Source organism: Pseudomonas syringae group sp. J309-1, from assembly GCF_032582135.1.
Classification (GTDB): Bacteria; Pseudomonadota; Gammaproteobacteria; order Pseudomonadales; family Pseudomonadaceae; genus Aquipseudomonas; species Aquipseudomonas quasicaspiana.
The window spans coordinates 12,599-36,968 of sequence record NZ_JAWHNU010000063.1 but is presented as its reverse complement, the minus strand read 5'-3'; the positions used below and the strand labels follow the sequence as shown (position 1 = coordinate 36,968).

Sequence of the window (24,370 nt, the reverse complement as noted above, 5' to 3'; positions counted from 1 at the left end):
GGGCAGATCTACACCCAGATCAAGAACGGCGCGCCGTTCGAAGTGTTCCTCTCCGCCGACGACAGCACCCCGGCCAAGCTGGAAAATGAAGGCGATATCGTCAAAGGCTCACGCTTCACCTACGCCGTTGGCACCCTTGCCTTGTGGTCCGCGAAGGAAGGCTACGTGGACGCCAAAGGCGACGTCCTCAAGAAAAATCAATATCAGCATTTGTCCATTGCCAACCCGAAAGCCGCACCTTACGGCCTCGCTGCTACCCAGGTACTGGCCAAACTGGGCCTGACTGATGTAACCAAACCGAAAATCGTTGAAGGCCAAAGCATCACTCAGGCCTATCAATTCGTTTCCACCGGCAATGCCGAGCTGGGTTTCGTGGCCCTGTCACAGATCTACAAAGACGGTAAAGTGACCGGCGGTTCGGCGTGGATCGTACCGGCTGAGCTGCACGATCCGATCAAACAGGATGCCGTGATCCTTAACAAAGGCAAAGACAACGCCGCTGCCAAGGCGCTGGTTGAATACCTGAAAGGTCCTAAAGCGGCTGCCGTGATCAAGTCCTTCGGATACCAACTGTAAAATGCCGCTCGACAGCACCGACTTTGCTGCAATCTGGTTGACCCTGAAACTGGCGTCCCTGACCACCTTGATTCTTCTGGTCATCGGCACGCCCATCGCCCTGTGGCTGGCACACACTCGCTCATGGCTCAAAGGCCCTGTCGGCGCCATTGTCGCCCTGCCTCTGGTGTTGCCGCCGACGGTGATCGGGTTTTACCTGCTGTTGCTGCTCGGCCCCAACGGTACTGTCGGTCAGTTGACTCAAAGCCTGGGCCTGGGAACCCTGACGTTCAGCTTTCCTGGTCTGGTCATCGGTTCGGTGCTGTACTCCATGCCCTTCGTAGTACAGCCGCTGCACAACGCTTTTGCTGCCATCGGCACGCGTCCGCTTGAAGTGGCGGCAACCTTGCGGGCCAATCCCTGGGACACCTTCTTCAGCGTGGTGTTGCCCTTGGCTAAACCCGGTTTTGTGACCGGTGCCATTCTTGGCTTCGCGCATACCGTGGGTGAATTTGGCGTGGTACTGATGATCGGCGGCAATATCCCCGAGAAAACCCGCGTCGTGTCAGTGCAGATTTTCGATCACGTAGAGTCCATGGAGTACCTGCAAGCCCACTGGCTCGCTGGCTCAATGGTGGTGTTCTCATTCCTGGTTCTTCTGGCGCTCTATTCCAGCGGCAAGACCAAAACGGCCTGGAGCTGATTCATGAGTTCAGAGATTCAGGTCCGTCTGCAGGTGAAGTACCCGGAATTCAGCGTGGACGTCGATCTGGTTTTACCCGGCCGCGGCGTGACAGCGCTTTACGGACACTCTGGTTCCGGCAAGACCACCTGCCTGCGTTGTATCGCAGGCTTGGAAAAGCCTGAACAGGGTTTTATCCAGATCAACGACGAGGTCTGGCAGGACACGGCCAACGGTCTGTTCGTCCCGCCACACAAACGCGCCCTGGGCTATGTCTTTCAGGAAGCCAGCCTGTTCCCGCATTTGTCCGTGCGCGGCAATCTGGAGTTTGGCCTGCGGCGCATTCCCGCGGATCAGCGTCATGTGGATCTGCAGCACGCGACACAGCTGCTGGGTATCGAGCACTTGCTCGAACGACGCCCCGACAAACTTTCCGGCGGTGAGCGGCAACGGATCGGTATTGCCCGGGCGCTGCTGACCAGCCCGCGCCTGCTGCTCCTCGATGAGCCGCTGGCAGCCCTGGACAGCAAGCGCAAAAGCGAAATCCTGCCTTATCTGGAACGCCTGCACGATGAGCTGGACATCCCCATGCTCTACGTCAGCCACTCGCAGGACGAAGTGGCGCGGCTGGCTGATCATCTGGTGCTGATGAGCGACGGCAAGGCGTTGGCCAGCGGCCCGATTGGCGAAACCCTGGCGCGGCTGGATCTGCCCATGGCCATGGGGGACGACGCGGGCGTAGTGATTGAAGGCACGGTGATTGCCCACAATGCCGAGTATCAATTACTCAGCGTCGCCCTGCCCCACAGCGACCTGCAAATGCGTCTTGCCCATACGCCACTACCATCAGGTAAAGCGCTGCGCTTCAAGGTTCAAGCCCGGGACATCAGCCTCAGTCTGGAACCCGACCACCAAAGCAGCATTCTCAATCGCTTGCCGGTCACGGTTGTCAGCGAGATTCCCGCAGACAATGCCGCGCATGTGCTGGTCCGTCTCGACGCAGCCGGTACGCCGTTGCTGGCACGTATCACCCGTTATTCCCGCGATCAGTTGCAGCTCGTGCCGGGGCGACAGCTCTGGGCGCAGATCAAATCGGTAGCGGTGCTGGCCTGAGCGTAAATACTGGGCACCCTTGAGAAACAGCGCGGTCAATCCAATTACCTGCCCTGTGGATTGAACCCATGCCTGACTCGACCGTTATCGACCAACTGCCGCCGGACCTGCATTACGTTGAGGATACCCAGGCGGGTTTCAGCCGAAAGATCCTGCGGGGCAAGTTCGTTTACTTCGACAAAGACGGCCAACGAATTCGTGACGAAGCGGAAATCAAACGAATCAACGCACTGGTCATCCCGCCTGCTTATACCGATGTGTGGATTTGTCCGGATCCGCGCGGGCACTTGCAGGCCACGGGTCGCGACGCTCGCGGGCGCAAGCAATACCGCTATCACGCGCGGTGGCGGGAAGTTCGCGATGAGAACAAATACTCACGCATGATCGAATTCGGTCTGGCCTTGCCAAAGGTCCGCAAGAAGATCGAAGCGCAGCTCGCCGAACCCGGGATTGGCCGGGACAAGGTCATGGCCACGGTTGTCTCGTTGCTTGATGCCACGCTGATCCGTATCGGTAACAGCCAGTACGCACGGGATAACCGTTCCTACGGATTGACCACGCTGCGCAACAAGCACGTCGAAGTTCACGGCAACGACATCCTGTTCCAGTTTCGTGGCAAAAGCGGCGTCGAGCACCAGATCAATGTGACTGACCGACGCCTGGCCAAGGTCATCAAACGCTGCATGGAATTGCCCGGTCAGAACCTGTTCCAGTACCTGGATGACAACGGCGAGCGCCATACCGTGAGTTCTTCAGATATCAACGCGTACCTGCAAAAGCTAACGGGCTCGGATTTCACGGCGAAGGACTACCGAACCTGGGCAGGCAGCGCGCTGGCACTCGCCACCCTCCGCAAACTGCACTGGGAACCGGAGGCCGACGCAAAAAAACACATTGTCGATATGGTGAAGCAGGTCGCCAGGCAACTGGGCAATACCCCGGCTGTCTGCCGCAAGTGCTACATCCATCCTGCTGTGCTGGAGGGCTTTTTGCTGGGAGAGCTTGCGCTGATACCAAAGTCCCGACAACGTAAAGGCTTACGTCATGAAGAGGTAGCGCTGGCCATCTATCTGCAGAGCCTCGCGGAGAAAGTGCTGGCGGAATCCTCAGGCAGTGCCTGACCCGTCAGTGCCTGCTGCCTCTCACGCTATTGAATGAACAAACTCCGTAGCGTGCTACTTTTCTTCCTCGACATTCGGGTCGCCGACGCTTCCTTCAGGGCTGATGGCAACCGGGCTGCTGGATAGCTCCTCTATAGTCGACACAAAGTGCCGCACCGCTTGCTGGATTTCGACCAGCAGCAACTCAGAATTGATGGGCGCGGATTCAACTTTACTGAATGCGCTGTCAATCTGGACACGCGCTGAACGACGGCTGGTGAGCACGAACAAAACGTCTACTCCCGCCGCTGCCAGGGCAGCGAGATAGTCGGCTCTGGGCGCACGCTCTCCGCTTTCATACTTGCCCTGCGCATTGGCGGCGACCCCACCCAGCTCGCCCATTGCTTTCTGGGACAGCCCCAGACGCTTGCGCTCCTGCCTTAGTCTTCTACCGATTTCGATCATGGATCTGCTTGCTCCCTGTCAAGCTCGTGAGTGGGTCAGGAAAAAACGGATTAAACAGCCAATCTCAAAACCCACACAATAGGCCTGGAGACCGTAGGACCATTCCTACGTGATTCACCGAAACGCCCTATTAAACAGAAGGTATTGAATGCACCTTCTGTAGGATCTGCCGATGGCTGTGAGGCGGACACTCTGAGATCCAACCATCCATCGCAGCCTTCGGCAGCTCCTACAGATCAATCGTCTACCTGTTCGTGACATCGCACGACTTAAATGGAGGACCGTGAAAGCGGCCAGCGGGTTTGAACTGATTGATCATCAGCCGACGAAGCGCATGTATCGGCACATGGATGCATTGGATTGAACGATCAGCAGCGCTCCCTGATCGTAATCCTGTGACTTTTAACCCGCACACTTCTGGACGACCCAAATGCCTCAAGACAAACGCGACCTCCCAGGCAACAATCTCAACGACCCCGAGCAGCACCCGGCGGACATTGCTGACCATCAGGAGCGCACTGAAGAAACCCGCGAAGAACAGGCGCAGACCGGTGGTCAGCAGGACGATCAGGGGCATGCGCCAAAGGTCCCTGGCGCAAACGCCCACGCGCCGAAAGACACTGATTAATCAACTCAAGCAACAGGCGTGGGCCGTGCCGTCGCCTTTATTCAATGACAAGGCTGGACGATGACTTCACAGCACACCCCTCCCGACAAAAAGACCCTCTCCGTCGCTGCACCTCAGCAGCACAACGGTTTCGTGCGAGTACGCGGCGCACGTGAGCACAACCTGAAAAACGTTGACGTGGATGTACCCCGTGATGCGCTGGTGGTGTTCACCGGCGTCTCCGGTTCCGGCAAGTCTTCGCTGGCGTTCTCGACGCTGTATGCCGAGGCACAGCGTCGCTACTTCGAATCGGTCGCGCCTTATGCGAGAAGACTGATCGATCAGGTTGGCGTACCCGATGTGGACTCCATCGAGGGCCTGCCACCGGCGGTAGCCCTGCAACAGCAACGTGGCACGCCAAGCACCCGCTCCTCGGTGGGCAGTGTCACGACGCTGTCGAGCCTGATCCGCATGCTGTACTCCCGCGCGGGGAGTTATCCCGCCGGACAGTCGATGCTCTATGCCGAGGACTTCTCACCCAATATGCCCCAGGGCGCGTGCCCGCAGTGTCATGGTTTGGGGCGGGTATATGAGGTGACTGAGCAATCGATGGTCCCCGATGATTCGCTGACCATTCGCCAGCGAGCCGTCGCCTCGTGGCCCACGGCATGGCAGGGCCAGAATCTGCGGGATATTCTCGTCACCCTTGGCTACGACGTGGACATTCCATGGCGCGATCTGCCGAAGAAGCAGCGTGACTGGATTCTGTTCACCGACGAACAGCCCACCGTGCCGGTGTACGGTGGTCTGACACCTGCGGAAACCCGCAAGGCCCTGAAACAGAAACTTGAACCCAGCTATCAAGGCACTTTCACCGGAGCGCGTCGCTACGTGCTGCACACCTTTACCCACTCGCAAAGCGCCCTGATGAAGAAGCGCGTCGCGCAATTCATGATCGGCAGCCCGTGTGCCCTGTGTGACGGCAAGCGCCTGACGCAGGCAGCGCTGTCAGTGAAGTTTGCCGGTTTCGATATCGGTGAACTGGGCCAGATGTCTCTGCTGCAACTGGCTGAGGTGCTACGTCCTGTGGCTGCCTCCGATGCGCCACTTGAAGACGACCTGTCCGTCGAGAAACGCATTGCTGCGCAACGGATCGCTCAGGATCTTTTGGCGAGAGTCAGTACCCTGACCGATCTGGGTCTTGGCTATCTGGCGCTGGAACGCAGTACGCCCACCCTGTCGTCCGGGGAACTGCAACGACTGCGCCTGGCTACCCAGCTCGGCTCGCAATTGTTCGGCGTGATCTACGTGCTGGACGAACCCTCTGCCGGGCTGCATCCCGCTGACGGCGAAGCGTTATTCAGCGCCCTGCAACGCCTCAAAGCTGCTGGTAACTCGCTGTTTGTGGTCGAACACGATCTGGAAACCATGCGCCGCGCCGACTGGTTGATCGATGTCGGCCCGGCGGCAGGCGAGCAAGGCGGGCGCGTTCTCTACAGCGGTCCGCCCGCCGGGCTTGCCAAAGTCAAAGAGTCGCAAACCCGGCTGCACCTGTTTGCCGAACACAAAACAGGCAAGCCCAAGCGACGCAAGGCAACCGACTGGCTGAAGCTCGAAGGCGTCACCCGTAATAACCTGAACAACCTGAACGCTGCATTTCCGCTGGGCTGCTTTACCTCGGTCACGGGTATTTCCGGTTCGGGCAAATCCAGTCTGGTCAGCCATGCACTGCTGGAACTGGTCGGTTTGCATCTGGGTCATGTTGCTGAAAATACCGAAAGCGACGCGCCAAGCCTGGAAGATGACGCTCCGCAATCCGCCAGCGGCAAGGTTGCCAACGGACTGGACGCCATTCGCAGACTCGTCAAGGTCGACCAGAAGCCCATCGGCCGAACCCCACGTTCCAACCTCGCCACTTACACGGGCCTCTTCGATCAGGTGCGCAAGCTATTCGCGGCCACGCCAACGTCCCGCAAGAAAGGCTACGACGCAGGTCAGTTCTCATTCAACGTCGCCAAAGGCCGATGCCCGGTCTGTGAAGGCGAAGGTTTTGTCAGTGTTGAATTGCTCTTCATGCCCAGTGTGTACGCGCCCTGCTCCACCTGCCAAGGCGCACGCTACAACCCTGAAACCCTGACCATCACCTGGCAAGGATTGAACATCGCCGAAGTGCTTCGACTCACGGTGGATGACGCGGTAGCACTGTTCAAAGACGAACCCGCGGTACTAAGGCCTCTGACCGTGCTACGCGATATCGGCCTGGGTTATCTGCGGCTCGGGCAACCCGCGACAGAGCTGTCGGGCGGCGAAGCGCAACGCATCAAACTCGCCACCGAACTGCAACGCACTCAGCGCGGCGCAACGTTGTACGTTCTGGATGAACCTACCACCGGACTGCATCCCACCGACGTCGATCGCTTGCTGAAACAACTCAACCTGCTGGTGGATGCCGGCAACAGCGTCGTGGTTGTCGAACACGAAATGCGCGTCGTGGCGCAAAGTGACTGGGTCATCGACATCGGTCCTGGCGCGGGTGATCAGGGAGGCGAGATCGTCGCTGCCGGGACACCAGAGCAAATTGTGAAGGTTGCAGCCAGCAAAACTGCGCCATTCCTGAGGCAAGTCCTGAACGGCTAATTCGATCCGCATATCGCGTGCGGACCAAGGGCCTTAGTCACGAACAGACAAGGCCCGCCTGTTTTTCCGGCCCGAAACGCAAGATCTTGTCTTATTTCAATATCTTGCGGGCTTGCTTCAGATGGGTTGGGTGTATATATTCCCTGCTCTTCAGCGCTACCGCCCCGATGGCGAAATTGGTAGACGCAAGGGACTTAAAATCCCTCGTCCTTTGGACGTGCCGGTTCGACCCCGGCTCGGGGCACCATTTCTGATCAAGGGCTTACGCTGGTTTCTGGCGTAGGCCCTTGTTGTTTTCTGCTCCGCAACTCCTTGACCTCCTTCGCAATCCTATCCAAGCGGATGACCCTGAAAGTCGAGCAGTACGAGCCGCTCCTACACCTCTGCACCGGCGTGGCTGACCTCCGGGCATACGGCCAGTAAGCTCAAACAATTACTCGAGTTCGTCGCAAGGTTGCTGTCCAGCCAGGAAGCTGGCATAGGACAATGAGCCTAGTTAGACTCCCTGTTAAAACCTGGTGTGTAGAGACGGCATGAAAGGTCTATTAAAATTCATAAATTTTTGCGCATGCGCAGCCCTATTGACGACTGCTCATAGCGAGCCAGCCTCAGCGCAAGAAAATAGAACGAGCTACATGACTACTGAAAAGTGGGAGGCGCATTACTTGGGAAGATTCAAATTGGAACTCCCCACGAGCTCTAAAATGTTAGCCGACTACAAAATATACAATGAAGACGTTGAGCTGATCGAAAAAAACGGGAAGTCTCAAATAAAATCGACTGTCGAACGCTATATTGAGGATCTTAAAAAAGGAACAGCAAAAGGGACATCAAGCGAATACCAAAAGACGGTTCCGCTCGGCAACGGCGGCATTTTAGTAGTCTCCAGGCTGAAAGAATTTTATACGCTCAATGCTTACCTTCTGACTACAAAAAACACATTATATCGCATGAAGGCCGACGCGATTTCTGCCAAAGGCCTGGATGGAGCTATCCATAAAATTCGAATGATGAGTGAATCTATATTTTTCAGGGCACCTCAAGATGCGCCTCCTGCGGGCGGATTCGCGTTGGAATCGGGCTACCTCCAGCTTGATCCTGAGCAAGCACTTGAAGGCGTTTACATGGGCGCACAAATTTCAACCCACCCTGGTACGTATGTGAGCTTATTGACACAACAAATAGCTGAGCACAAAGATAGCCTGATAGAACGATTTAACAACAATAAAGAAGGTGACTTTGCTCCCGGCAGCGCTGAACTGATGAGTCAGACAAAAACACTCAGGAAGCGAGAGCGCATGATCGGGACTGTCAAAGCGGAAGAAGTCGCAGTCACTGCGGTCGTTAATGGAAAACGCTTTTATACCTTTCAGGTTGAATATAAAGGCACTGTAGAGTCCAATACAAAACCGTTTATAGATCTCGAGTTGGGTACACACGAGACTGGAAGCGACTTCAAGTCAGACGAAGAAGCCCTCGCATTCTGGGATCGTGTAGTAGACAGTCTACAGCCCCTGCCTTGAATCATGGGCTTGCACCTCATCATGGCTGAGCTGTCGGGCACAACACTGGTAAACGTCCGGACAAGGCATCTCTCGAACCTCTGCGTCGCCCTCCTATTTACGGTTACCCTGGGCCACGGGTGCGTGACTGGCAGCAGTTAACTTCCAATGGACATTTGCAAATGCAGTGGACGCCTGACTGACTGCGCAACGTAGGTTCCTCTGTGGCGCAACAACGAAGTATTATCAAAATTTCAAGACGAGATCTTTCAGATGGAGCGTCGATACGTAACTGCGGATGTTTTTTCATCAACAGCGTTTCAGGGCAACCCAGTGGCTGTTGTGTTGGATGCAGAGAGTCTTTCGAGCGAGCAAATGCAGCGTATTGCAGCTGAATTCGGTTACAGCGAAACTACGTTTGTGTTGGCGCCGAGAAATCCCGAAAACTCAGCATGGGTACGCATCTTTTCCCCGTCAAAGGAGTTTCCTTTCGCCGGACACCCCAACATCGGAACTGCGTACGTCCTGGCTACGGAGATGTATCACGCTGGGAGGTTGCCACCTGAAACCATGGTTTTCGAAGAGGCTGCGGGGCTGGTTCGCATACGGATCCTGTTTGAAGCAGGCAAGCCTGTCGGCGCTGAGCTGGTTGCGCCAGAGCAGCTATCCAGGCTTGAGACAGTCGATCTAAAGCAAATAGCAGCGTGCCTGTCTTTGAGTCCTGATCAAATAGAGATCGCCACTCATGTCCCACAAGTTGCATCCGTAGGCTTGCCATTCATTATTGTCGAGCTAAAGAGCCAGGATGCGTTAAGGCAATGCGTCCCGAATCTCGCGGAGTACAAGCTTACAGTGCCTGTGAGCGGAGCTACCTCGATTTACGCGTATACGAAAGTCTCGGGAGGCTTGGATGACACCGCTGATGTCAATCTGGAGGCTCGGACTTTCACTAATCGTATGACCGAAGATCCTGGAACAGGTAGCGCAACGGCTGCAACCGTTGCGTTGCTCGCGAGCTTGTACTCCAGGAAGAAAATGACAGCTCGTGTAGTGCAAGGAGTAAGTGTAGGACGGCCAAGCGTTATCAATGTGCGATACATCGACGATGGTACGGAAGAGGTCAGAATTTCCGGCGAGTGCGTCACTATCATGCAAGGTAAATTTTCGCTCAAGGGCGATGACTAGCCAAATGATCCTGAGCTTGCGCCGGACATGTCTTGTGCAGTTAGACATACGGCCAAACTTTCAAACCTCAATCGTGAGCTGCGTAGGTCAGGGTGATAGTGCCGGGTATCTCCAAGCGGTCGCAATCACCTTAATCTCCCAAGCTTAAAGCTCTCCGCAAACCTGCAAATAGCCTCAGCACGTAGTGATCAATTCGAGGTGACACACCTCATAGCCCGGCACCCTCCCCGAATGAGTCGCCCTGACCTTTGAAAGCCGTGTGCTCAGGCAAGTGAAACTGGTCAGCCAGGATGCGCTTGCACGATCATACAACTCACCATGCCAGTGCTACACCGCGCTTTCTCGCCGGTTTCATGATCAAGGTGGTCCCTCCAGCGCAATGATACGAGTTGTAAAGTGTGTGTCTGTGGGCCCAGCCAGGCACCAGGCTTTTCGTATCTTGTAATTACCACCTCATGCTATTGTGCCATCCCAAAAAAATGCAATGGACGTATTGAAGAATGAACTCATGGAAGGCTGTGGTAATAGCTCTGGCAACCTTGACCGGCGCTCAGGTAGAGGCCGCTGAATACATCCGTTTAAGTACGGTCGGGACGTCTTTGGTGACCTTAATGTCATCCGAAAAAATCGCTGATTTTTTCACGCCTGCCCGTGACGACGCTCTGGCTTTTATTGGCTCAGATGGCGATATCCGTGGTGCGCAGTTTGAACAGGCTGTTCAGCACTACCGCTCGACTGCCAACCAGCCTCTGATGTCTGACCTTCAACTGGCTCAGGCCATTGCTGCAAACTACTGATTGGCCCTCCCGCGGGCTTTTCGTGCCTGCTCTACGCCAGTCGCTTCATGGACAGGTCCATCTTGCCCATAAGGTCTCTTTGCTCTCTCAATGAGAGCACCAACCTGGCGATGGATCTGCTGGTGGAAAGCTCAGCCAAAGGCACCGCCGCAAGATACAACTCGATATCGCCCGATTGGGGATTGATGAGCTTCAACGAGAAGCAGTCGTTTGCACCGATGACGCATTCGCACCTCGAGGGCAAGAACGCTGTTTCAAAAATTCGCTGGATGTCTGATTTTAGATACATCGTGCGTACTCCACTGGCTCAGTAGTTTGGTCAAGAGTAGACAATCCAACGCCGATTTATTTCCCGTCTTCAAGTAGACCCGCCAAGCACCGGGCTTTTTCATTCAGTCTATCGACCCGATAGATTCTTTTAGAGCCGGGTTATCTGCACCGCACGCCCATAGTGATGTCATAACGCCTCTACCTGTGCGACGATCACTTTATAAGGCGCTTTGGATGCATATCTTCAACTTGGCCCTGCTGATACTTCTACTTACGCTCAGCTACTTGTGTCGAAATGGCGAAGGCCTGGGGGCTACTACCGCAAACCTTTTGTTCATCACCAGCGCTGTCGGGCTGTATTTCTACCCTTACCTCTACGCCATCTCTCACAGGCTTGAAATCAGCAATTCAATCTTCAAGCTGAATCTGCTGTCGGGATGGACCGGAATTGGCTGGCTGGCGGCTTATTACCGTGTTTTGGTTTTCAACATGGAGAGCAGATAAAACAGCAAATTCTTGCGCTGAACCAGTCATTCTTCACAACGTTTTCACATAGAGCCTCGTAATCTAATCGCAGGCTCTATCAGGCCTTGGCCCGCTTTCCCCCATCGCGGGCTTTTCTTTGCCTGGCATTTAGCGTCTTTGTCAGCCGCCCTCCTCTTGATCTTCCTTGTGCAAATCCACAACCAGATTCGCCGCCTCTTCTTCTGACTCCAGATAATGAAGCGATCCGTCGTGACTTTTCACTTCGATCAGGGCCTCTAGATCCGGGCGGCGATGCTCGCTTGGGATTTCCTCGCCTTTGAGCATTTTCAGTGTGACTGCCATGAGCGTTCCTCCCTAAAAGAAAAACTGACAGGGAGAGCCGCCGACAATTCAACCGGCCTGGTGTGATTCTGACAGCCAGAATCGCGCGGGCTGCTGCCCCCTCTCTTCTACCGCCGCCACCGGTCGATCGTCGAACGCGATGTAAATGTAATGCTTTGTGGAGCGCACGAGCACTGCGAGGCAGCGATGGCGGTTAGCCTGATGCACCGCTATCGCGGCCTCGCGTTGCTCGTGCGCTCCTACAGGTCCACCGTTTGGTAACCTTGGCGAGCAACTTGAAGGCCCTATATCCCTGGCCTATGCTCGAAATTGATGTTCCATGAGGGATCAGCTTTTCACGCTTAGGGGAAAGATAATGAGCAAATTCATTCTGTCGGCAATAACGGCTGTCTTCCTGGTGGGCACGGCAGTACCGCTCGCCTTCGCTGAGAGCGAACTGGAAAAAGGCATTCGGCATGATAATCGTGAACTGGACAAGGGCGTCGAGCACGATGGAAAGGAACTGGATAAAGGTGTGAAGCACGACGCCGACGAGGTTGATAAAGGCGCCAAACATGATGACAAAGAGCGGCACAAGGCCGACAAGCATATCGACAAAGAGATCAAAAAGGACCTCTGAACCAGAGGCGTAAGCCCGCCATCATGCGGGCTTGTTTATATTTTTCATTATGATTGTCAAACGATTAGACCGGGCCTTAGAATGCGTCGCCCTGGACTGCCGATGCGATACTGGCTCAGGGCAGCATTTTAAATCAAGGGCTTACACAGGTTTCTGGCGTAAGCTCTTATTGTTTCCGGGCCTCGACAACCTTGCTGATCCAATAAGATGTCCAGGCTGAACTGCACCGATTCAACCTCAGCCGCGACTCAGCCCTTTTCTCGCTAAATATCGAGCGCCTATTCAAAATACAATTTGGCGCGTCTCCGCCCTCTGAACTATAGAGGTCGACTTTGAAAGGACCAGACAGGCATGACCAGGGATAATCAGGAACTTCGGGATGCACTTATATCGGCAGCGTTTCTGCTCAAGTGGTCTTCCGCGGACCTGCACAAGAAAGCTCGGGATTTAGAGGCTACCGGTAATCAGACGGAAGCTGATGCCATAAGGGAAATCGTCAATAACTATGAAGCTTCCGAAGCGAGCCTTCTCAGCTTTGCAGATGAGGTAAAAGCCGGCCGAATTACTCGGGAACCAGCCGAAGAGCCTCGTTAGTCCCACACGAAGATCATCAGACCATCGCTATTCGCGCGCCCGAAGCCAGTCGCGAATAGCGATCAAGCGCTGGTCTCTCAACAAGCGCCTGGCGGAATACCACCCTTATTGAAATCCTTCAGACGCTCACGCTCTTCCTTGGTGGAATGCGCGGGTGTGTCATCCTTTGGCGGTTCTTTCTTTTCGTCAGTCATTTCACTGTCCTCATGGTGGGTGCTGTTTTGGCAGCTTGAGGGCGCGGCAGTTCAAACTGTCGATAAGCGTCCGGCCGATTCACGTTTGGAACTCCAGCCTCAAGAGCGATTGTGGGCCAGTGCCCCCCCCTGGATTGGCAGAGTGCCTCTCTGTTGTGTCAGGCTATGTCGTTTTTATCCTTGGCTTCTGGTTTCGCTAGGGGATTTTTCATGCTCAGGACGAGTCATTCAAGATGTTGATGAAGCTGGCGCCCAAGAAACGGCGCAACGCACGTAACTTGTATCTGGGTATCGCTGCGGTGGTACTGATTGCCGGGATTGGACGCTATTTCGCGTTCAAGGCCGAGCAGGAGAACGAGGCCCAACAGGCGCTGCTGGTCGAGCGGCTGGCCCGGCTGGACGCGACCCTGCCAAAACAGCTGGATGCAATAACCACCCTTGAGTACGTCGGCTTGATGTACAGCGACACTATCATTTACCGCTACAGGATCGACCTGGAAGCAAGCAGCCTCTCGGAGGAACGCAAGGTCAGCATGGAGGCGAAAATACGCCTTGGTCTAGAGCAATTGGCCTGCAAGGAACCGCAGTTGTTGGCGATGATGCGAAGGTTCAAGATTCATCAAGAGCATTACTACCTCGCGAGAAACAGCAAACTCTTCACCATTGATCTTCGCGCTGAACAGTTGAACTGCCCAAATTGATGCCGTTATGCAACGCTGAGATCGATGAGTGGTTTCTTTACAGTCCGATGCACTGCAAGCCGATTCGATGCTTGTGGCTATTCTCCTTCGATTAAAGCTGAACCCCATGAACAAGACCGAATGGCAAACCCTTGTAGTCAGAGTTAAAAAGTTTCTCGCGATTATCGTTTCGCTCTTTCTCGTAGGCTTTTTCATCTATGCATACCTGCACAAACCGGAATTTCCTTCTGAGATAGTCCTCACGCAAGACTTCATTTCGGGGCAGTCGATCTACGTCGTTCAGGATGCCAGAGATCCTGATGAGCCCAAAAACCTGAGTTTCTACGTCAAAGACGGCCGCGGAAGGAGTGAAGAGACAATGAAGGTGCGCCTCGGCAAAACCCCGCCCTTCCTGGTCTCGGACACTGACTTGAAAGACGTGGTCATCCAGCGTGTCTCCAACGGCCTGCACATCAAACTCAAAGGCGCAGTCTCGGATTACCGGAGCGACCTTTACATGGAGGACGGCGACACCTACACCACCTACCGCGTGAGCCTTGAACAAGTCGAAACGCGGCCGCCTTTGCCGAGCGGTCGGTGAGCTTGTTTCAGCCAGGCAACCAATGCGCAGACAGTCAGGGCAATGCCGAGCACTTCTTATACCAGGCCGGCGCCGGCCAACCGGCGATGATCCGGGAAATTGATCTCATGTCAGTTGGCTCCCGAAGCTTGAATAAGTGCACGGATCCGATCGGCATCCGCCGTCGTCATGGGGCTGTAAACAATCATGCCCAGGTCTGGGCGCCCTTCTACAGCAAAGCCGGAATATTCGAGCTCGATCAATCCGAGGGTTTCGTGGCGCAGGCGTTTGACTCCGTCGCCATGGACACGCACATCATTGTCACGCCAGAACGAAGCAAACTCAGGGCTTAGTGCACAGAGCTCCTCTACAAGCCTGGTGACTTCGGAATGGGCACCGGCACGAATCGCGTCTGCCCTGAATGCACCGACCACAAACCTGGCCGTTGCTTCCCAGTCAAGTTGACCCGCGCGGATCTTGGGGCTGCAGAAAATCAGCCGCAGGATATTGCGCTGTTCAACCGGCAATCTCCCGTAGTCGGTGAGTACGGTCGCTGCGGCACGGTTCCAGGCAAGCACATCCCATGTCGCGCTTTTGATAATGGCCGGGCTGGTCTCGAAACTGTCCAGCAGACGTTGCAGCCGTGGTGTAACACCCTCAGATGGCTTGTAAACCACTTCTGGCGGGTGTCCAAAAGCGAGCAGGAAAACGTGCTCGCGTTCGGAGTCGGTTAACAACAGACTCTCGACAATCCGGTTCAACACTTGGGCAGACGGGCTACCGCCCCGCCCTTGCTCAAGCCACGTATACCAGGTTGGGCTGATGTTTGCCCGGGCCGCGACTTCCTCACGACGTAGACCGGGCGTGCGACGTCGGCCTGTCGGTAATCCAAGAGCTGAGGGATCAATACGACCCCGGCAATCTTTCAAGTAAAGTCCAAGCGCGTTATTCGACGGGTCCGGCATATTTATCCCAGTAGTATTTATACCCTGATAATGTCCCTGCTTTTACAGGATGCAGCTTAAGCGCACTGTATCGAATCAGCACATAGAGAATTCGATCATGCGTATTTTTTTAACCGGTTCAACAGGGTTTATTGGCTCCCATGTCGCGGCGGATCTCATTGCATCAGGGCATCAGGTAATAGGGCTGACGCGTTCCGAGTCAGGCAGGCAAGCGCTGACAGCAATAGGTGCGCAGGCTTACAGGGGAGATATCGAAGACCTGCACAGTTTGCAACGTGCCACTGGTGAATGCGATGGCGTAATCCATACCGCCTTCGATCACAACTTTGCGAACTTCGTGGAAAACTGCCAGAAAGATCGACGTGCAATCCTTGCTCTCGGTGCAGCGCTCGAAGGCAGCGACCGCCCGCTGATCATTACATCAAGCACGGCAATGGGCTCGACAGTCCCCGGGCCAAAAGCGCTCGAGCACTGTTTTAATCCTGACCATCCCAACCCAAGGGTGGCCTCGGAACTGGCGGGGCTTGAACTGTATCAGCGCGGGGTTAACGTCTCAGTCATGCGCCTTTCCCAGATTCACGACACCAGAAAGCAGGGCCTGGTAACGGAAGTCATTGAGTTAGCCCGCAAGACTGGAATATCTGCCTATATCGAAGGCGCACTCAATAGCTGGTCCGCAACGCATATCGACGACACGGCGCAGCTATATCGGCTTGCCCTGGAAAGGCAGGAATCAGGTTCGCGCTATCACACCACCGCTGAAGAGTCTGTTTCGTTCAGAAGTATCGCTGAGATGATCGCCCATAAGTGGCGGCTGCCGTTAGCTGCTGTGCAAGCCGAAAACGCAGCCGCTCATTTTGGCTGGCTAAACCCTTTCGTCAGTAAAGACATGTCCGCTTCCAGCACCCGGACCAGAGAGGTCTTGCAATGGAATCCACAAGGGCCAACGCTTCTGACTGACGTGGAGAATATGCGGGACGACAGCCTGGAAAACTAGCGCTGTCGCCCCTCGATTTAGCCGGGTTATAGGTATATGCGCATATCGCTTACTTGTCGGACACCAGCGCCAATCGACAAGCCAAGCCGATAAACACGGCGCCCAGAAGTTGATTAAGCGCCTTCGCAATCCGGGCATTTGCTGAAAGTTTGCTCCCTAACTTACTCGCCAGGACGATCACGGAACCGTTCACGAACAAACCAATGACGTTCAGGATGGTCGCGAATATCAGCATCTGGGCAATCACCGATCCTTTAGTTGGATCGACGAATTGTGGAAACAGAGCCAGAACGAACAGTGCCATTTTCGGATTAAGCAGATTGGTGAATAATCCTTGACGAAAGATGCGGGCAAGCGGCGTCGACGCGAGGCTTCCGCTGGCCACAAGCGGCGAGGCGGTACTGGTAAAAGCCTTCCATGCGAGAAATGCCAGATAGGCGGCACCTGCGAATCGGACAACATCGTAGGCAGTGGGCACAGCAATCAGTAACTGTGACAGTCCCAAGGCCGCCGCCAGCGCATGACAGTAAGTCCCTGCCTGAATGCCCGCCAGCGAAACAAATCCCGATGCCCTGCCCTGACTCATGCTCCGGGATGCGATCAACAACATGTCCGGGCCGGGTGTCAGGGTGAGCGCAAGGCAAGCGCCTGCAAAAAGTAACGCTACCGAAAAGTCGATCATCAGGTTCCATTCCATGGGGCAAGGTTGGCGGCCTACAAGCAGTGCGCATATTACTGGATTGTCAGGTTCACGTTTACACGAAATGTCTATTTAACCTCGCCGCCCTATTCTACCCAGAGCAGACATGGCACTATGCCGCCCCGCCGCGAACTCATGGGGCGTATTACTTTGAAGCACCCCACCAATAGGGGTTTGCACTCCAGGAGGGAACCGGTTTTGATGAAGGCATTGGCAAGTGGTTTTGTACTCGCAGGACTGGGCGTATTGAGTGGCTGCACGTCGATTGAAGTCGAGCCGCTTACGGTGCGCCCGACGAATATCTGCATTGAGCAGAATCCCAAAGTGCTGGTCACGGATTTTGTCCCAGTGGTGCAACGCGGGCTCTCGGACCGCGGTATCAGCTCCGAAGTCTATACCCAGGTGCCGGCAAGCTGCGCCTACCGGCTGACGTATGTCGCGTATCGCACGTGGGATATCGTGCCGTATCTGTCCAGCGCAGATCTGGAGATATGGGACAGCGAAAAACGTCGATTGGGTGCCGCGCATTACTACCTGCGGGGCAAAGGCGGATTATCAATGATGAAGTGGCAAGGGACGGAAACCAAGATGGCGCCCGTGCTTGATGAGCTATTGAAGAATATGCCTGCAAAGTAAGTATTGCCGGGCCGGATAACAGCCCGGATTACTACTGCACCGGCAGAAAATTCATCAGTAATAAACTTTGCGCGTAATTAAGGCCGATACGCCGGTAACGCTCATCCAGAATCTGCGCCAGCAAATCCAGCCGCGCGACTATCTTGCCAAACTCAACGGCGAAACTCAGATTACTGGTCTGGTCGGATATTTCATTGGAAAACAGCAACAGCACACCATTGGCATCCTGACGCTGACTGAGCAGCCAGGTGGCTTTTTCGATATTGCGCGCGGCGTTGCTGACAAACTGCGGATTGATGGAGTCCGTCACATAGAACTCGGTGCGACCACCGTGAGCGGTGATCAGCATGCTGCCTATCGCGTAGATGAATGCTCCAACACGATCGCCGCGAAACTCCGGACTCAAGGAATAGCTCAGCGCCGCCAAGTCACGGCGATCCCCAAGAGCGGGCAACGGCTGACGCTGTTCGATGGCCTGACGAATCGCCCGCGCAGCACTGACCTCATCGGTATAGCCCGATTGACGCCACTGGGCAGGATTGCGCATGTAAAGCTTGTTCATCAGCAAATACAGACTTTGCAGATTATCGTGCATGCCTAACGTAGCCATACGGTCAACGCTGGTCTGGAAGATCTCGTCAGGTTTGCCTTTGCTGAATTGATTTGCGATATCGCGGCCCTGCTGCTGGCTACAACCGCAGACACCCAGCAGAAAAACCACCGCCAGCACGAGCGGCTGGCGCATCCATTGAGTGAAACATGCGGGTAATGTGCGATCCATCGGCACCAGGTCTGATTCGCTGTCCGCGCGGGAAATCAGCGCGGTCGGGACAGACATAGATCGGGAAAATCAAGAAAAGTGCGATATGAGGGCCAGATTGTTGGAACAACCCCGCGAATCAGGCGTGCGCCTGAAACGATTGAAATGCACTTTCTGCAAAAAATGCATCTGAGAGACGTGACCACCCTACCCAGCGGTAACCAATCCAAAGGCCGCTACGGTGGAGTTATACCTCTCGGACCGCCTCAGCATTCGCACTAGTCCGGCGCACGCCATCAGCGCGTACCAGATGCAGAAATGCTTGTGCGCATCAGAGCCGTTTTTTTAAAATCAGGCCACGCACGCAGTGGCTAAGCGAGGCTCTTTGAGCCTCACTACATTTTCATTGCTTATGTAGCAGTGCCACCTCAAAAATGCCTGCTCCTGGCGTGATTGAGCAATCCGCCACTCGCAGCTGCCAATGCTACTGATCGGCAATGACATCATTTCCGCCGTGGCAAGGTTGAGCTGGGATAATAGGTCCCGGCTGTCTTCAGCAAATTTTCTTTTAAGGACCATTTTTGGTTTTTTCTTAAAAATGAAACAACTGAGACCACAAAAAACGGACTCTGCACTCGAATTTCTTAGATTCAGACGACTGGTCATGGCGCGAGCACATTTCGAGCGATGAGCAGGTTAAAAAACGTCCACCTTTGGACCAGGAGCGGACACTACAGGATCGTCGCTCGCAGCCATGTTATGGTGAGTTACTACAAGGTAACGGACGAAAATCAAACATGGATCTGATTCACCTCACGCCTGCGACCCATCACATTACGGATGGCTACTGGCAGCTTCTTCGCGCGGGAGATGGCTCAATCTATGTCCTCGTCAACTGCGAGGCGTCCTTCTTGAGTTACGAATCCCTGATTAAGCTCAACGACGAGGAATTGCGGGACTACCATGGCCTGGGCTGGCTATCCATTCAGCACCTGGCTAACCGAATCAATTATTTCGTCAGCGAATACAGTGACCGCCGGATCACGGGCCCTCTGTTCGACGCAGCCATTCAGGCCTCCTGGCACTAAACATCGGGACGGAATGCCAGTGGCAGTCATGCAGGTCGAGTAGCAGCTTCTGGCTTCACCCAATCCTTATTGATCGAGGTTACTGATGATTAACCCGAAACAGGCTCTCAACAAAATAGAGGATCTTCTCAGCGCTGCACGCGGGACAGACGACCTGTTTCTGCATGCTGCGGCATTCAGCGCGATATCTATCCTCACGAAAGGACTGGATGAGTATTTTAAGGAACGCGCTCCATACGCTGCCGAAAACATCGAACGGCTGCGCTCTCACGCATCAGCAATGCTCGGATACGACATCACTGTCGGGCACAGTACAGAGCAGCACCACGTGTGGGCGCTATCTGCAATCTCGGGCCTCAACGAAGCGCTCGACAAACTCGAAAGATAAAGACGGCAGAGGCATCGCACTGAACGCGCCCTGGAGTACCACGATCAGGTCGATGAGGGCGAGATAGAGAAACCAGCTCTGGTGGCAGTGATGGCTTCGCCAATTCGAAAGCAATAAAAAACCCGAAGACGTTAATCTTCGGGTTCTTTAATAGTGGAGGCCGAGGTCGGAATCGAACCGGCGTAAGCGGATTTGCAATCCGCGGCATAACCATTTTGCTACTCGGCCTCAAACATCCAGTGCTCAAACAACAAACACTCAATGTGTACAAACTTGGAGCGGGAAACGAGACTCGAACTCGCGACCCCGACCTTGGCAAGGTCGTGCTCTACCAACTGAGCTATTCCCGCATCTTGGTGACGGGCGCTATTCTATACATTCAAACCGCGCCGTCAACCCTTTGTTTTAAAAACTTATTTTTTATCAGCGGTGGTTTTCAGATGCGGCCATGCTGCTCTCAGGTATTGCAGCATCGACCACAAAGTCAGGCCTGCAGCGAGAATCAGCAACACGTAACCCAGCACCACCCAGAATGTGAACGCGGGTGGATTAGCCAGCAGGATGACCAGCGCCAGCATTTGTGCGGCGGTCTTCCATTTGCCCAGGTTCGATACCGCCACCTGCGCCCTGGCGCCCAATTCGGCCATCCATTCGCGCAAAGCGGAAATAACGATCTCACGGCCGATAATCACCGCCGCAGGCAACGTCAGCCATAGATTGGCGTGGGCCTGAACCAGCAACACGAGCGCCACTGCAACCATCAGTTTGTCCGCGACGGGATCGAGAAACGCGCCAAACGGCGTGCTCTGCTCCAGACGGCGAGCCAGATAACCATCGAGCCAGTCGGTCGCCGCTGCAAAAGCGAAGACGCTACTGGCTGCCATGTAGCTCCAGTGGTACGGCAGATAAAACAGCAGAATGAAGATCGGAATCAGGAGGACACGTAGAACGGTGATCAGATTAGGGATATTCATCGGCACAACTTGCTACGAGGTGAGCGGGCATTCTACTCGCTGTGCAGGTTCGCATAAATCGACTCTGCAAGCTTTTTACTTATTCCGGGCGCTTTTGCGATTTCTTCGATGCTGGCGCGGGACAATTCCTGCAAACCACCAAAGTGCTTGAGCAGGTCACGACGCCGTGTCGGCCCTACTCCGGCAACGCCTTCAAGACTCGAAGTGCGCCGTGTCTTGCCGCGTCGTGCCCGGTGTCCAGTAATTGCAAAACGGTGAGCTTCGTCGCGAATCTGTTGAATCAGGTGCAACGCCGGAGAATCCCCCGGCAGGGTAAATTCGTGAGCGGAATCATTCAGGTACAGGGTTTCAAAGCCTGCCTTACGGGTCGTACCTTTGGCAACACCCAACAGGATCAGATCAGGCACTGCCAGCTCATTCAATACATCCCGGGCCATGGACATCTGCCCTTTACCGCCGTCAACCAGCAGAATATCCGGCAACTTGCCCTCGCCTTCTTTCAGCTTGCTGAAACGTCGGGTCAATGCCTGGTGCATGGCAGCATAGTCGTCCCCCGCCGTAACGCCCTCAATGTTGTAGCGGCGATAATCCGATTTGATCGGCCCTTCAGGACCAAATACCACGCAGGAAGCCACTGTAGCTTCACCACTGGAGTGGCTGATGTCATAGCACTCAAGGCGCAGCGGCGGCTCATCGAGTTTCAGAACCTTCTGCAGTGCATCGAATCGAGCTGCTACATGCTGACGATTGGCGAGCCGCGCCGCCAACGCCTGTTCCGCGTTGGTCACTGCCATCTGCTGCCAGCGGGCACGGGTGCCACGAACCCGGTGGCTGATCACCAGTTCACGACCTCGAGACTCTTCAATGGCGTCGATCAAGGTCGGGAAATCGTCATGCAGCACATTGACGATGATTTCAGCCGGCAACTCGCGATCAACGCCGCCAAGGAAATACTGCGACAGGAAGGCCGACATGACCTCGCCCACCGCCTCCTCGATACCGACCTGCGGGAAGAAATTCTTGCTACCCAGCACCCTGCCCCCGCGCACGCTGATGAGATGCACGCAAGCGCCACCGGGGTTGACGAAAGCAGCGACGACGTCGACGTCACCCGTGCCGCCTTCCATGCTCTGTTGATCCTGAACCCGGCGCAGCAACGCAATCTGGTCACGCAACTCGGCAGCCTGTTCAAAATCCAGACTCATGGCGGCTTTTTCCATCAGTGCGTTCAACTCGTCAGTCAGCGTGTTACTGCGACCTTCGAGGAACATCACCGAGTGGCGCACATCTTCCGCGTAAACCTCCGGCTCCACGAGACCGACACACGGCCCCTTGCAGCGCTTGATCTGATATTGCAGGCACGGTCGGGTGCGGTTCTTGTAGAAGCTGTCTTCACACTGACGAACCAGAAAGGTCTTCTGCATCAGGCTCAGGCTTTCCCGTACCGCTCCGGCACTGGGGTAAGGGCCGAAATAACGACCTTTGGGTTTCTTGGCGCCGCGATGAATACTTAGACGCGGAAAGTCACCATCCGACAGATAGACGTAGGGATAGGACTTATCATCGCGCAGCAGAATGTTGTAAGGCGGACGCCATTCTTTGATCAGCGTCTGCTCAAGCAGCAGCGCCTCGGTTTCGTTGGCGGTGATCGTGGTTTCAATCTGGGCGATCCGCGAGACCAATGCACTGGTCTTTGGCGCGTGGCCGGTCTTGCGAAAGTAACTCGCCAGGCGGTTTTTCAGATTCTTGGCTTTGCCGACGTACAGTAGCCGCGCCTCGGTATCGAACATGCGATACACGCCAGGACGGCCACTACAGGTTGCAAGAAAGGCACTCGGGTCAAACGATGGGTTCATTTCAGGCGCTGGCATCGACCATGCCGTGACGTACCGCCAGCAAAGCCAGCTCGACATCGCTGCCAATCGACAGCTTCTCAAAGATACGGTAACGGTAGGTATTTACGGTTTTCGGGGACAGACACAGTTTATCGGAGATGGTCTGCACTTTCTGGCAGCCAACGATCATCAGGGCAATCTGGATCTCACGCTCCGAAAGCAGATCGAAGGGCGAGTTGTTGACTTGCGGCTGGAACGACTTGAGGGCCAGTTGCTGGGCTATCTGCGGACTGATGTAACGCTGTCCGGCAAAGACCAGACGGATGGCCTGCACCATTTCCGCCAAGCCAGCACCTTTGGTCATGTAACCCGCCGCACCGGCCTGCAACAGCCGCGTTGGAAAAGGATCTTCCTCGCAGACCGTAACTGCCACAACCTTGATTTCGGGATGGCTGCGCAACATTTTGCGAGTCGCTTCGAGGCCGCCGATGCCGGGCATCTTTACGTCCATGAGCACCACATCAGGCTTCAGCTCGCGCGCTTTCTTGAGCGATTCTTCACCAGAGTCTGCCTGGCCGACCACCTGAAGACCGTCTATATCAGCCAACATGCGGGTAATGCCTGTCCGGACAAGATCATGGTCATCAACAACTAGCACCTTAATCAAGCAGACACCTCGCAAAACGGTCATAACGAATACGGATCACCATAGCAAAAACAAAGGGCCAGACCTAGCGTCAAGCAAGGTCTGGCCCACAATGATTTTGATATGGCGCTGAGGACACGCTATCACCGATGCCCTCAAATGATGAAATTATTTGCGCCGCTAATCGTTAACGCAGTGGAGTTTCAGCCTTCCCTGCGATTAACGCGCCTTGCTCTGGATGGCATATGAAGCTGACAGCTCAGCCATGGTGATGGTCAATCGCCTGATGGCATCCTGATCTTCCTTGGTGAGGGTACGGTAGCTACCCAGAACTTTCTCCTCAGCATTGCTTAGATTTTCGACAAGGATAGGCGTAGCGCTTCCGGTCAGAACAAACAATACATCCACGCCCTTTGCGGCGATGGCTGCGAGGTAATCGGCCTTGGGGGCACGATCGCCACTTTCATATTTGCCCTGAGCGTTGGCCTCCACGCCTCCGATTTCTCCAAAAGCACGCTGAGATAAACCCAGGCGTTCTCTTTCTTTTCTCAGTCGGGAACCTATTCCACTCATTTGAATGCGTAATCCTGTTGACCCCATCCTTACGAATGGTAGAATCGAGTTAAATTAAACTGATTTGAACGGTTTTGAACTATGCCCGGAATACGTACCGCCGCACAAGCCAAAGCATGGCTTGAACATCAAGGTAAATCTGTTCAAGAGTTTGCCCGCGAGCACAGCATTGATCCGGCAACCACTTATCAGGTTTTGGCTGGGCGCAAGAAAGGTCGGCGCGGAGAGGCCCATAAAGTGGCGGTTTTACTGGGCATGAAGGACGGCATCATTCCCGCCGAGCCACAACGTCAAGTTGAAGCAGCAGCTGATTGAGATTCTTCCAGGTGAGAAATTGCGGATGGAATACACGGGATTAATGGACAGTCGCCTGTAGGAGCCTTCTCCATTCATCCCTCGC

Annotated in this window: 30 protein-coding genes and 3 tRNA genes; 20 read left to right on the top strand and 13 right to left on the bottom strand. The window is 54.9% G+C overall.

Annotation, left to right across the window (positions count from 1 at the left end):
• The 4 genes from modA to RX972_RS24980 all read left to right on the top strand — a co-directional run.
• On the top strand, positions 1–576 hold a 576-nt coding region (modA, locus tag RX972_RS24995), incomplete at its 5' end, for a molybdate ABC transporter substrate-binding protein (protein ID WP_316879466.1).
• 1 nt (position 577) lies between these two features.
• Complete coding sequence (gene modB / locus RX972_RS24990) at positions 578–1,258, top strand: molybdate ABC transporter permease subunit (protein ID WP_122398317.1); 681 nt, start codon at positions 578–580, stop codon at positions 1,256–1,258.
• A 3-nt stretch (positions 1,259–1,261) separates the two neighbouring features.
• On the top strand, positions 1,262–2,350 hold the full coding sequence (gene modC / locus RX972_RS24985) for a molybdenum ABC transporter ATP-binding protein (RefSeq protein ID WP_027898561.1): 1,089 nt from the start codon (positions 1,262–1,264) through the stop codon (positions 2,348–2,350).
• A 68-nt stretch (positions 2,351–2,418) separates the two neighbouring features.
• On the top strand, positions 2,419–3,471 hold the full coding sequence (locus RX972_RS24980; protein ID WP_027898562.1) for a DNA topoisomerase IB: 1,053 nt from the start codon (positions 2,419–2,421) through the stop codon (positions 3,469–3,471).
• Between the two features lie 54 nt (positions 3,472–3,525).
• On the opposite strand, the gene RX972_RS24975 is transcribed toward RX972_RS24980, so the two are convergent.
• Positions 3,526–3,915 carry a helix-turn-helix domain-containing protein gene (locus RX972_RS24975; protein WP_263272120.1) on the bottom strand — a complete coding sequence of 130 codons (390 nt, stop codon included), beginning with the start codon at positions 3,913–3,915 and terminating at the stop codon, positions 3,526–3,528.
• A gap of 430 nt (positions 3,916–4,345) precedes the next feature.
• Between RX972_RS24975 and RX972_RS24970 the strand changes: the two genes are divergently transcribed.
• The 6 genes from RX972_RS24970 (at position 4,346) to RX972_RS24945 (ending at position 10,643) form a co-directional block, all read left to right on the top strand.
• Complete coding sequence (locus tag RX972_RS24970) at positions 4,346–4,543, top strand: hypothetical protein (protein WP_027898564.1); 198 nt, start codon at positions 4,346–4,348, stop codon at positions 4,541–4,543.
• Positions 4,544–4,603: 60 nt separating this feature from the next.
• Positions 4,604–7,159 (top strand): excinuclease ABC subunit UvrA, encoded by a 2,556-nt coding sequence (locus tag RX972_RS24965; RefSeq protein ID WP_316879461.1) that lies wholly within the window; start codon positions 4,604–4,606, stop codon positions 7,157–7,159.
• 161 nt (positions 7,160–7,320) lie between these two features.
• Positions 7,321–7,406: transfer RNA gene (locus RX972_RS24960), tRNA-Leu, on the top strand.
• A gap of 388 nt (positions 7,407–7,794) precedes the next feature.
• On the top strand, positions 7,795–8,682 hold the full coding sequence (locus RX972_RS24955; protein WP_316879459.1) for a T6SS immunity protein Tli4 family protein: 888 nt from the start codon (positions 7,795–7,797) through the stop codon (positions 8,680–8,682).
• A 252-nt stretch (positions 8,683–8,934) separates the two neighbouring features.
• Positions 8,935–9,846 carry a PhzF family phenazine biosynthesis protein gene (locus RX972_RS24950; protein ID WP_316879457.1) on the top strand — a complete coding sequence of 304 codons (912 nt, stop codon included), beginning with the start codon at positions 8,935–8,937 and terminating at the stop codon, positions 9,844–9,846.
• Between the two features lie 500 nt (positions 9,847–10,346).
• Positions 10,347–10,643 (top strand): DUF2388 domain-containing protein, encoded by a 297-nt coding sequence (locus tag RX972_RS24945; RefSeq protein WP_122704784.1) that lies wholly within the window; start codon positions 10,347–10,349, stop codon positions 10,641–10,643.
• 31 nt (positions 10,644–10,674) lie between these two features.
• Here RX972_RS24945 and RX972_RS24940 read toward each other — a convergent pair whose 3' ends face one another.
• Positions 10,675–10,932, bottom strand: coding sequence for a DUF1652 domain-containing protein (locus tag RX972_RS24940; RefSeq protein WP_231677621.1), 258 nt, complete (start codon positions 10,930–10,932; stop codon positions 10,675–10,677).
• A 215-nt stretch (positions 10,933–11,147) separates the two neighbouring features.
• Between RX972_RS24940 and RX972_RS24935 the strand changes: the two genes are divergently transcribed.
• Positions 11,148–11,417 carry a superinfection immunity protein gene (locus RX972_RS24935; protein ID WP_027898576.1) on the top strand — a complete coding sequence of 90 codons (270 nt, stop codon included), beginning with the start codon at positions 11,148–11,150 and terminating at the stop codon, positions 11,415–11,417.
• Between the two features lie 141 nt (positions 11,418–11,558).
• On the opposite strand, the gene RX972_RS24930 is transcribed toward RX972_RS24935, so the two are convergent.
• Positions 11,559–11,741, bottom strand: coding sequence for a hypothetical protein (locus RX972_RS24930; RefSeq protein WP_027898577.1), 183 nt, complete (start codon positions 11,739–11,741; stop codon positions 11,559–11,561).
• Positions 11,742–12,096: 355 nt separating this feature from the next.
• Between RX972_RS24930 and RX972_RS24925 the strand changes: the two genes are divergently transcribed.
• The 4 genes from RX972_RS24925 to RX972_RS24910 all read left to right on the top strand — a co-directional run bounded on the left by RX972_RS24925 (position 12,097) and on the right by RX972_RS24910 (position 14,429).
• Positions 12,097–12,360, top strand: coding sequence for a hypothetical protein (locus RX972_RS24925; RefSeq protein WP_099271264.1), 264 nt, complete (start codon positions 12,097–12,099; stop codon positions 12,358–12,360).
• Between the two features lie 351 nt (positions 12,361–12,711).
• Positions 12,712–12,954 (top strand): hypothetical protein, encoded by a 243-nt coding sequence (locus RX972_RS24920; RefSeq protein WP_231677620.1) that lies wholly within the window; start codon positions 12,712–12,714, stop codon positions 12,952–12,954.
• Between the two features lie 427 nt (positions 12,955–13,381).
• A complete protein-coding gene (locus tag RX972_RS24915) occupies positions 13,382–13,849 on the top strand; it encodes a hypothetical protein (protein WP_231677619.1) in 468 nt (155 codons plus the stop codon).
• A gap of 106 nt (positions 13,850–13,955) precedes the next feature.
• The gene (locus RX972_RS24910) at positions 13,956–14,429 is read left to right on the top strand and encodes a hypothetical protein (protein ID WP_231677618.1); all 474 of its coding nucleotides are present in this window, start codon (positions 13,956–13,958) and stop codon (positions 14,427–14,429) included.
• Positions 14,430–14,539: 110 nt separating this feature from the next.
• Here RX972_RS24910 and RX972_RS24905 read toward each other — a convergent pair whose 3' ends face one another.
• Entirely contained in the window at positions 14,540–15,373 is an 834-nt protein-coding gene (locus RX972_RS24905) for a helix-turn-helix transcriptional regulator (RefSeq protein WP_231677617.1), read from the bottom strand.
• Between the two features lie 97 nt (positions 15,374–15,470).
• Here RX972_RS24905 and RX972_RS24900 point away from each other — a divergent pair, with 97 nt between their 5' ends.
• Positions 15,471–16,370 carry an SDR family oxidoreductase gene (locus RX972_RS24900; protein ID WP_316879449.1) on the top strand — a complete coding sequence of 300 codons (900 nt, stop codon included), beginning with the start codon at positions 15,471–15,473 and terminating at the stop codon, positions 16,368–16,370.
• Positions 16,371–16,419: 49 nt separating this feature from the next.
• On the opposite strand, the gene RX972_RS24895 is transcribed toward RX972_RS24900, so the two are convergent.
• Complete coding sequence (locus RX972_RS24895) at positions 16,420–17,052, bottom strand: LysE family translocator (protein ID WP_027898582.1); 633 nt, start codon at positions 17,050–17,052, stop codon at positions 16,420–16,422.
• 219 nt (positions 17,053–17,271) lie between these two features.
• Between RX972_RS24895 and RX972_RS24890 the strand changes: the two genes are divergently transcribed.
• Entirely contained in the window at positions 17,272–17,706 is a 435-nt protein-coding gene (locus tag RX972_RS24890) for an Sbal_3080 family lipoprotein (RefSeq protein ID WP_099271260.1), read from the top strand.
• 31 nt (positions 17,707–17,737) lie between these two features.
• On the opposite strand, the gene RX972_RS24885 is transcribed toward RX972_RS24890, so the two are convergent.
• Together RX972_RS24885 and RX972_RS24880 are read right to left on the bottom strand one after the other, a co-directional pair.
• Complete coding sequence (locus tag RX972_RS24885) at positions 17,738–18,451, bottom strand: hypothetical protein (RefSeq protein ID WP_373562268.1); 714 nt, start codon at positions 18,449–18,451, stop codon at positions 17,738–17,740.
• Between the two features lie 366 nt (positions 18,452–18,817).
• On the bottom strand, positions 18,818–19,132 hold the full coding sequence (locus tag RX972_RS24880; RefSeq protein ID WP_141562250.1) for a hypothetical protein: 315 nt from the start codon (positions 19,130–19,132) through the stop codon (positions 18,818–18,820).
• A 131-nt stretch (positions 19,133–19,263) separates the two neighbouring features.
• Here RX972_RS24880 and RX972_RS24875 point away from each other — a divergent pair, with 131 nt between their 5' ends.
• Positions 19,264–19,554: a hypothetical protein gene (locus RX972_RS24875; RefSeq protein WP_099271259.1), complete on the top strand. Its 291-nt coding sequence runs from the start codon at positions 19,264–19,266 to the stop codon at positions 19,552–19,554.
• 85 nt (positions 19,555–19,639) lie between these two features.
• Positions 19,640–19,942 carry a hypothetical protein gene (locus RX972_RS24870; protein WP_164581908.1) on the top strand — a complete coding sequence of 101 codons (303 nt, stop codon included), beginning with the start codon at positions 19,640–19,642 and terminating at the stop codon, positions 19,940–19,942.
• A gap of 154 nt (positions 19,943–20,096) precedes the next feature.
• On the opposite strand, the gene RX972_RS24865 is transcribed toward RX972_RS24870, so the two are convergent.
• From RX972_RS24865 to RX972_RS24840, 6 genes are all read right to left on the bottom strand, one after another.
• Positions 20,097–20,170, bottom strand: a tRNA-Cys gene (locus RX972_RS24865).
• Between the two features lie 46 nt (positions 20,171–20,216).
• Positions 20,217–20,292 (bottom strand) — tRNA-Gly (locus tag RX972_RS24860).
• A 63-nt stretch (positions 20,293–20,355) separates the two neighbouring features.
• Entirely contained in the window at positions 20,356–20,916 is a 561-nt protein-coding gene (gene pgsA, locus RX972_RS24855; RefSeq protein ID WP_027898587.1) for a CDP-diacylglycerol--glycerol-3-phosphate 3-phosphatidyltransferase, read from the bottom strand.
• Positions 20,917–20,948: 32 nt separating this feature from the next.
• Positions 20,949–22,772 carry an excinuclease ABC subunit UvrC gene (gene uvrC / locus RX972_RS24850; protein WP_316879442.1) on the bottom strand — a complete coding sequence of 608 codons (1,824 nt, stop codon included), beginning with the start codon at positions 22,770–22,772 and terminating at the stop codon, positions 20,949–20,951.
• 1 nt (position 22,773) lies between these two features.
• Positions 22,774–23,418, bottom strand: a complete 645-nt coding sequence (uvrY, locus tag RX972_RS24845; RefSeq protein ID WP_027898589.1) for a UvrY/SirA/GacA family response regulator transcription factor — start codon at positions 23,416–23,418, stop codon at positions 22,774–22,776.
• 198 nt (positions 23,419–23,616) lie between these two features.
• Complete coding sequence (locus RX972_RS24840) at positions 23,617–23,970, bottom strand: helix-turn-helix domain-containing protein (RefSeq protein WP_027898590.1); 354 nt, start codon at positions 23,968–23,970, stop codon at positions 23,617–23,619.
• A gap of 81 nt (positions 23,971–24,051) precedes the next feature.
• Here RX972_RS24840 and RX972_RS24835 point away from each other — a divergent pair, with 81 nt between their 5' ends.
• Positions 24,052–24,285, top strand: coding sequence for a DNA-binding protein (locus tag RX972_RS24835; protein WP_027898591.1), 234 nt, complete (start codon positions 24,052–24,054; stop codon positions 24,283–24,285).
• The last annotated feature ends 85 nt before the right edge of the window (positions 24,286–24,370 follow it).

Excerpts from the sequence above, each read along its gene's own strand:
- RX972_RS24980 (WP_027898562.1), top strand. The coding sequence starts at position 2,419 with ATGCCTGACTCGACCGTTATCGACCAACTGCCGCCGGACCTGCATTAC.
- RX972_RS24975 (WP_263272120.1), bottom strand. The coding sequence starts at position 3,915 with ATGATCGAAATCGGTAGAAGACTAAGGCAGGAGCGCAAGCGTCTGGGG.
- RX972_RS24940 (WP_231677621.1), bottom strand. The coding sequence starts at position 10,932 with ATGTATCTAAAATCAGACATCCAGCGAATTTTTGAAACAGCGTTCTTG.
- RX972_RS24945 (WP_122704784.1), top strand. The coding sequence starts at position 10,347 with ATGAACTCATGGAAGGCTGTGGTAATAGCTCTGGCAACCTTGACCGGC.
- RX972_RS24900 (WP_316879449.1), top strand. The coding sequence starts at position 15,471 with ATGCGTATTTTTTTAACCGGTTCAACAGGGTTTATTGGCTCCCATGTC.
- RX972_RS24885 (WP_373562268.1), bottom strand. The coding sequence starts at position 18,451 with ATGCGCCAGCCGCTCGTGCTGGCGGTGGTTTTTCTGCTGGGTGTCTGC.
- RX972_RS24965 (WP_316879461.1), top strand. The coding sequence starts at position 4,604 with ATGACTTCACAGCACACCCCTCCCGACAAAAAGACCCTCTCCGTCGCT.
- pgsA (WP_027898587.1), bottom strand. The coding sequence starts at position 20,916 with ATGAATATCCCTAATCTGATCACCGTTCTACGTGTCCTCCTGATTCCG.
- RX972_RS24955 (WP_316879459.1), top strand. The coding sequence starts at position 7,795 with ATGACTACTGAAAAGTGGGAGGCGCATTACTTGGGAAGATTCAAATTG.
- RX972_RS24950 (WP_316879457.1), top strand. The coding sequence starts at position 8,935 with ATGGAGCGTCGATACGTAACTGCGGATGTTTTTTCATCAACAGCGTTT.
- RX972_RS24835 (WP_027898591.1), top strand. The coding sequence starts at position 24,052 with ATGCCCGGAATACGTACCGCCGCACAAGCCAAAGCATGGCTTGAACAT.
- RX972_RS24970 (WP_027898564.1), top strand. The coding sequence starts at position 4,346 with ATGCCTCAAGACAAACGCGACCTCCCAGGCAACAATCTCAACGACCCC.
- modB (WP_122398317.1), top strand. The coding sequence starts at position 578 with ATGCCGCTCGACAGCACCGACTTTGCTGCAATCTGGTTGACCCTGAAA.
- uvrC (WP_316879442.1), bottom strand. The coding sequence starts at position 22,772 with ATGAACCCATCGTTTGACCCGAGTGCCTTTCTTGCAACCTGTAGTGGC.
- RX972_RS24925 (WP_099271264.1), top strand. The coding sequence starts at position 12,097 with ATGAGCAAATTCATTCTGTCGGCAATAACGGCTGTCTTCCTGGTGGGC.
- RX972_RS24935 (WP_027898576.1), top strand. The coding sequence starts at position 11,148 with ATGCATATCTTCAACTTGGCCCTGCTGATACTTCTACTTACGCTCAGC.
- RX972_RS24895 (WP_027898582.1), bottom strand. The coding sequence starts at position 17,052 with ATGATCGACTTTTCGGTAGCGTTACTTTTTGCAGGCGCTTGCCTTGCG.
- RX972_RS24915 (WP_231677619.1), top strand. The coding sequence starts at position 13,382 with ATGTTGATGAAGCTGGCGCCCAAGAAACGGCGCAACGCACGTAACTTG.
- RX972_RS24920 (WP_231677620.1), top strand. The coding sequence starts at position 12,712 with ATGACCAGGGATAATCAGGAACTTCGGGATGCACTTATATCGGCAGCG.
- RX972_RS24840 (WP_027898590.1), bottom strand. The coding sequence starts at position 23,970 with ATGAGTGGAATAGGTTCCCGACTGAGAAAAGAAAGAGAACGCCTGGGT.
- RX972_RS24930 (WP_027898577.1), bottom strand. The coding sequence starts at position 11,741 with ATGGCAGTCACACTGAAAATGCTCAAAGGCGAGGAAATCCCAAGCGAG.
- RX972_RS24905 (WP_231677617.1), bottom strand. The coding sequence starts at position 15,373 with ATGCCGGACCCGTCGAATAACGCGCTTGGACTTTACTTGAAAGATTGC.
- RX972_RS24910 (WP_231677618.1), top strand. The coding sequence starts at position 13,956 with ATGAACAAGACCGAATGGCAAACCCTTGTAGTCAGAGTTAAAAAGTTT.
- modC (WP_027898561.1), top strand. The coding sequence starts at position 1,262 with ATGAGTTCAGAGATTCAGGTCCGTCTGCAGGTGAAGTACCCGGAATTC.
- RX972_RS24870 (WP_164581908.1), top strand. The coding sequence starts at position 19,640 with ATGATTAACCCGAAACAGGCTCTCAACAAAATAGAGGATCTTCTCAGC.
- RX972_RS24875 (WP_099271259.1), top strand. The coding sequence starts at position 19,264 with ATGGATCTGATTCACCTCACGCCTGCGACCCATCACATTACGGATGGC.
- RX972_RS24880 (WP_141562250.1), bottom strand. The coding sequence starts at position 19,132 with ATGACCAGTCGTCTGAATCTAAGAAATTCGAGTGCAGAGTCCGTTTTT.
- RX972_RS24890 (WP_099271260.1), top strand. The coding sequence starts at position 17,272 with ATGAAGGCATTGGCAAGTGGTTTTGTACTCGCAGGACTGGGCGTATTG.